We start from the raw sequence: 5,422 nt of genomic DNA, 5'->3' as shown, positions 1-5,422 counted from the left end.
GGGCCAGTTGTCGTCGACGACGCAGCGGGCCAGGCGCAGTCGTCCAGTCTCAGTCAGGGGTGCATTACGGTGGGGCACGAGGGCCTTTCTGGTCGCCGGTGCAGATCTCGCAATCCACACCGAGCCAGAGGGCCCTCACCCATTTCAAGATCACACGTCAGTGATCGCTGTCACCAACCTCCGTGGACAGAACACCTAGGGAGGATGAGGAATGAGCCTCGAAACAGGGCCATCCCCGCGTGTGCGGGGAGCAGACCAGTCCCGGCGTATGTTCCTGAACCAGCTCGGGGCCATCCCCGCGTGTGCGGGGAGCAGATCCATTAAACCCGCCGTCCGACACATCAAGTGGGGCCATCCCCGCGTGTGCGGGGAGCAGACAAGGACGAGAACGGTAACGACCAGACCATCGGGGCCATCCCCGCGTGTGCGGGGAGCAGAAACATAATTCCTCGCTACAGGGGGTGACATCGGGGCCATCCCCGCGTGTGCGGGGAGCAGGCACGAGTTCCGGACCGTAAATAGGCTTCACAAGGGCCATCCCCGCGTGTGCGGGGAGCAGAACTTCCGGACGTCCACGAATTCGATTTCCCCGGGGCCATCCCCGCGTGTGCGGGGAGCAGAAGAAGTACCAGCCGGATGATTAGCAGCAGTCTGGGCCATCCCCGCGTGTGCGGGGAGCAGGCAATAATCACCTCATCATTAGATGAGGGGTGAGGGCCATCCCCGCGTGTGCGGGGAGCAGAGTGCGTGACCTGCGAGTTTACGGTGCGGGGCCCATGGTTTTGGCGAGTTTCACCGAATCCGGCAAATGCCGCACACCACCCTTTGGGTTCCTGTGATGGAGACCTGATCGAGAGTTCGATCCTCGGGGCGCCTTCGTGTCGGCGTCTGCCGGTCGTTCTCCATCAGCAACAGCCGAGGGTTGACGCCGCGCCGAATCGGGCTTTCCACCCCGGCCGCCCTGCTGTCCGTCCGCCGCGCAGCTCGGGCGGAAGTCCCTACGTCAGTCCCGCCGCCCGGGCCCGTTCCACGGCGGGGCCGATGGCCTTGGCGACCGCTTCGACGTCGGCCCGGGTGGAGGTGTGGCCGAGGGAGAAGCGCAGGGTGCCGCGGGCGAGGTCCGGGTCGACGCCGGTGGCGAGCAGGACGTGGCTGGGCTGGGCGACGCCGGCGGTGCAGGCGGAGCCGGTGGAGCACTCGATGCCCTGGGCGTCCAGCAGGAGCAGCAGGGAGTCGCCCTCGCAGCCGGGGAAGGTGAAGTGGGCGTTGGCCGGGAGGCGGCCCTGCGGTGAAGGGTCGCCGCCGAGGACCGCGTCCGGGACCGCCGTGCGCACCGCCTCGATCAGCTCGTCGCGCAGGGCGCCGATCTCGCGGGCGAACCATTCGCGCCGCTCGGCGGCGATCCGGCCGGCCACGGCGAAGGAGGAGATCGCGGGGACGTCGAGGGTGCCGGAGCGCACGTGCCGCTCCTGGCCGCCGCCGTGCAGGACGGGCACGGGGCTGTGGTCGCGGCTCAGGATCAGCGCGCCGATGCCGTACGGTCCGCCGATCTTGTGGCTGGAGACCGTCATCGCGGCCAGTCCCGAGGCGGCGAAGTCGACCGGGACCTGGCCGAAGGCCTGCACCGCGTCGGAGTGCAGCGGGATGTCGAACTCGGCTGCCACCTCGGCGAGTTCGTGGATCGGCTGCAGGGTGCCGATCTCGTTGTTGGCCCACATGACGGTGACGAGGGCGACGTCGGCGGGATTGCGGGCGATGGCCTCGCGCAGCGCCTCGGGGTGGACGCGGCCGTAGAAGTCGACCGGGAGGTACTCGACGGTGGCGCCCTCGTGCTCGCCGAGCCAGTGGACGGAGTCGAGGACGGCGTGGTGCTCGACGGGGCTGGCCAGGACGCGGGTGCGGGCCGGGTCGGCGTTGCGGCGGGCCCAGTACAGTCCCTTGACCGCGAGGTTGTCGGCCTCGGTGCCGCCGGAGGTGAAGACGACCTCGCTGGGGCGGGCGCCAAGGGCCTCGGCGAGGGTTTCTCGGGACTCCTCGACCGTGCGGCGAGCCCGGCGGCCGGACGCGTGGAGGGAGGAGGCGTTGCCGGTGACCCCCAGCGCGGCGGTCAGCGCCTCCGCCGCCTCCGGGAGCATGGGGGTGGTCGCGGCGTGGTCGAGGTAAGCCATGATGAGGCCGATTCTACGGCCGCTCACGGCCGGCCCGCGGCTCAGGACGACGGGTGTCGAAAGGCTCTGGACACCAGGTGGTCCGCCTGGGCGGGGGCCAGGCGGACCGGGAAGGGAGTCAGCTCGTCACCCGGGCGGCGGGCCGGCCGGCGGCGGCCGTCAGCCCAGTCTGACCCGCGCGAGCTGCCGGGACTGCGCCACCAGCCGGTCGGCGCTGTCCCAGACCTCGGCGTCCTCCTCCAGGAAGCCGCCGGCGAAGTTGCGGGTGGTGATGGACACGCGCAGCGGGCCCGGCGCCGGGCGGCAGCGGACGTGCACGGTCAGTTCGACGGTCGGCACCCAGCCCTGGACGCCGAGTTCGAAGGCGGTCGGAGGCAGTGCGTCCACGGCGAGCAGCAGGGAGAGCGGGTCGTGGTCGCGGCCGTCGGCGAGGCCGAACCAGGACCGCATCTCGCCCTTGCCGGAGGGCGAGCCGAGCGCCCAGCCGAGAGTGGCCGGATCCAGCTTGAGCATCAGCCGGTCGGCGATGGCCGAGCTGCCGGTGGCCGGGGCCGGGCCGTCCTGCGGGCCGAAGCACTGCTCCATGGGCGGGATCGTGGGCGGCTTCGCCGCGGTGCGCACGTCGTCGGGCAGGGCGTCGAGGTCGCCGTAGGTGGCCAGGACGCGGATGCGCTCCACCTCGCGGCCGTCCTCGTCGTACTGGAAGAGGGAGGCCTGGCCGGTGGAGAGCGTACGGCCGGTGCGGGCCACCTGCGTGCGCACGACGGCCGGGCCGGGACGGGACGCGGTGAGGTAGTGCGCCGAGATGGTGAACGGGTCCGGATGCGGCAGGGCGTGCCCGAGGGCGCGGCCGAGGACGGCCAGCAGATAGCCGCCGTTGACGGCGTTGCCGATGGTCCAGCCGGCGGAGAGCTCGGTGTCGTACACGCCGGGGGCGCGCTGGGTGACCGCGGTGTCCCGGTCGAACTCGCTGTCGCCGATCGTGGCTCCCGCGGCCTGGGTGGTGACTGCTTCTGACATGGATGAACAGTACAACAAGAGATTACTAAGCGGTAGCTTTTTGATCGCACCGGGACGGCGTCCCGGCCCTCGCCCCGCGGGACCGCGAGGCCGCCGGCCGCGTCCGTGCGGACCTCATTCCTCCCGTACCGTCGAGCGCCGGTTCCAGGCCCGCGGGGCGCGCCAGTGGTACCGCATCGCGAGCAGACGCAGGACGAAGGCGACGGTCGCGGCGAAACTGCTGGTGAACGGGGTCAGCACGTCGTAGCGGATGCACAGCGCCACGATGGTGGCGCCGACGATCGCCGGAACCGCGTACAGGTCGCGGTCCCAGCGCAGCAGCGACGGCACCTCGTTGGCGAGCACGTCCCGCAGCACACCGCCGCCCACGGCGGTGGCCAGGCCGAGCGTCGCCGACGCGGTGAGGCTGAGTCCGTAGTCGTACGCCTTGATCGTGCCGACGACGCAGAACAGACCGAGGCCGGCCGCGTCGAAGACGTTGACGGCGGCCTGGATGCGCTCCACCTGCGGATGGAGGAAGAAGACCAGGGCCGTGGCGAGCAGCGGAGTGAGGAAGTACCCCAGATCCGTGAAGGCGGCGGGCGGCACGGCGCCGATGACCAGGTCACGGAAGAGCCCTCCGCCCAGACCGGTGACCTCGGCGAGCACGGCCAGACCGAAGACATCGAGATTCTTGCGCACGGCCAGCAGAGCGCCGGAGATCGCGAAGACGAAGATGCCGATCAGGTCGAGCGTGTGCAGGACGGACGGGTTGAACAGTTGCTGGAGCACCCTAACATTCTCACCCAGAAAGAACCCCTCGCCTTGCAAAACAAGGCGAGGGGTGGGGTGAGGTTTCCGTCCGAGGGGGCTGACCGGGCGACGACCCGGATCGTGACGGAGACTCGGCGACCGGCTACACGGCCTTCTCGGCCTCGCTCTTCTCAGCCTTGCCGGCCTTCTCGGCCTTCTTCTCCGAGGTCTCCGCCTTCTCGGCCCCGTCGGCCTCGTCGGTCCTTGCCGCCTTCGCAGCCTTCTCCGGGGCCTCCGCCTTCTCGGCCTTCCCGGACTTCTCAGCCTTTGCGGCCTCGGCCTTCTTCGGGGCCTCCTTCTTGTCGGCGCCCTCGGCCTTCGCGGCCTTCCCGGGCTTCTCGGCCTTCGCGGCCTTTTCAGCTGCCTCAGCCGCCTCGGCCTTCTTCGGGGCCTCCTTCTTCTGGGCTCCCTCGGCCTTCGCCGACTTCGCGGACCCCTCGGCCTTCGCGGCCTTCCCAGGCTTCTCGGCCTTCTCGGCCTCCCCCGAGGCCTCCGCCTTCCCGGCCGCCCCGGTTCCCTCGGAGGCCGGCTTGTCCTCCACGCCCTCGCGCACCGCCGACACGACCTCGCCCGTGACCCGGCGCAGCTTTCCGGCCGCGATCTCCTCGGCGTAGTGGCAGGCCACCCGGTGGCCGCCGCCGAGGTCCCGCAGCTCGGGGCGCTCGGTCGCGCAGCGCTCGGCCTGGGCCCAGGGGCAGCGGGTGTGGAAGCGGCAGCCGCTGGGCGGGTTGGCCGGCGAGGGCAGGTCGCCGGTGAGCAGGATGCGCTCGCGGCGGTCCTCCACGTCGGGGTCCGGCACCGGCACGGCCGACATCAGGGCCTTGGTGTACGGGTGCCTGGGCTCGGCGTAGAGAACGTCGCTCGGCGCCTCCTCGACCAGCGAACCCAGGTACATCACGCCGATCGTGTCGGAGATGTGCCGGACCACCGCGAGGTCGTGGGCGATGACGACGTACGTCAGGCCGAGCTCGTCCTGGAGCTCCTCCAGCAGGTTGATGACCTGGGCCTGGACCGACACGTCGAGCGCGGAGACCGGCTCGTCGCAGATGATGACGTCCGGTTCGAGGACCAGGGCGCGGGCGATGCCGATGCGCTGGCGCTGACCGCCGGAGAACTCGTGCGGGTAGCGGGAGAGGGCGTTGGCGGGCAGGCCGACCCGCTCCAGGATCGACTTGATCTTCTCCCGGCGCTCCTCCTGGTTCTTGCCGATGCCGTGGGCGATCATGCCCTCGGTCAGGATCGACTCGATGTTCTGCCGGGGGTTGAGCGAGCCCAGCGGGTCCTGGAAGACCATCTGGAGCCGGCGCCGGAAGCGGCGCATCTCCTCGCCGGACAGCTTCGCCAGATCGGTGCCGTCGAGGACGACCGAGCCCTCGGTGATGTCCACCAGCCGCAGCACCGCCCGTCCCAGGGTGGTCTTGCCGCAGCCGGACTCGCCGACC

Annotated in this window: 4 protein-coding genes and 1 CRISPR repeat array; all 4 genes read right to left on the bottom strand. The window is 70.7% G+C overall.

What is annotated here, in order from left to right; all coding sequences use genetic code 11:
• Positions 1–226 precede the first annotated feature (226 nt).
• Positions 227–742: a CRISPR direct-repeat array (repeat unit 28 nt; unit sequence GGGCCATCCCCGCGTGTGCGGGGAGCAG).
• Between the two features lie 256 nt (positions 743–998).
• Positions 999–2,168, bottom strand: coding sequence for a cysteine desulfurase family protein (locus tag CCN35_RS15490; RefSeq protein ID WP_067397534.1), 1,170 nt, complete (start codon positions 2,166–2,168; stop codon positions 999–1,001).
• A gap of 159 nt (positions 2,169–2,327) precedes the next feature.
• Positions 2,328–3,188, bottom strand: coding sequence for a thioesterase family protein (locus tag CCN35_RS15485; protein ID WP_067397533.1), 861 nt, complete (start codon positions 3,186–3,188; stop codon positions 2,328–2,330).
• Between the two features lie 114 nt (positions 3,189–3,302).
• Complete coding sequence (locus CCN35_RS15480; RefSeq protein WP_067397532.1) at positions 3,303–3,959, bottom strand: trimeric intracellular cation channel family protein; 657 nt, start codon at positions 3,957–3,959, stop codon at positions 3,303–3,305.
• A gap of 124 nt (positions 3,960–4,083) precedes the next feature.
• A partial coding sequence (locus tag CCN35_RS15475; protein ID WP_107501055.1) for an ABC transporter ATP-binding protein occupies positions 4,084–5,422 on the bottom strand: 1,339 nt, incomplete at its 5' end.

The sequence above is a fragment of the Streptomyces thermovulgaris genome (genome assembly GCF_002155915.1).
Lineage (GTDB): Bacteria > Actinomycetota > Actinomycetes > Streptomycetales > Streptomycetaceae > Streptomyces > Streptomyces thermovulgaris.
Note: the sequence above shows the minus strand (reverse complement) of the source record. Positions and strands in the feature narration are given on the sequence as shown.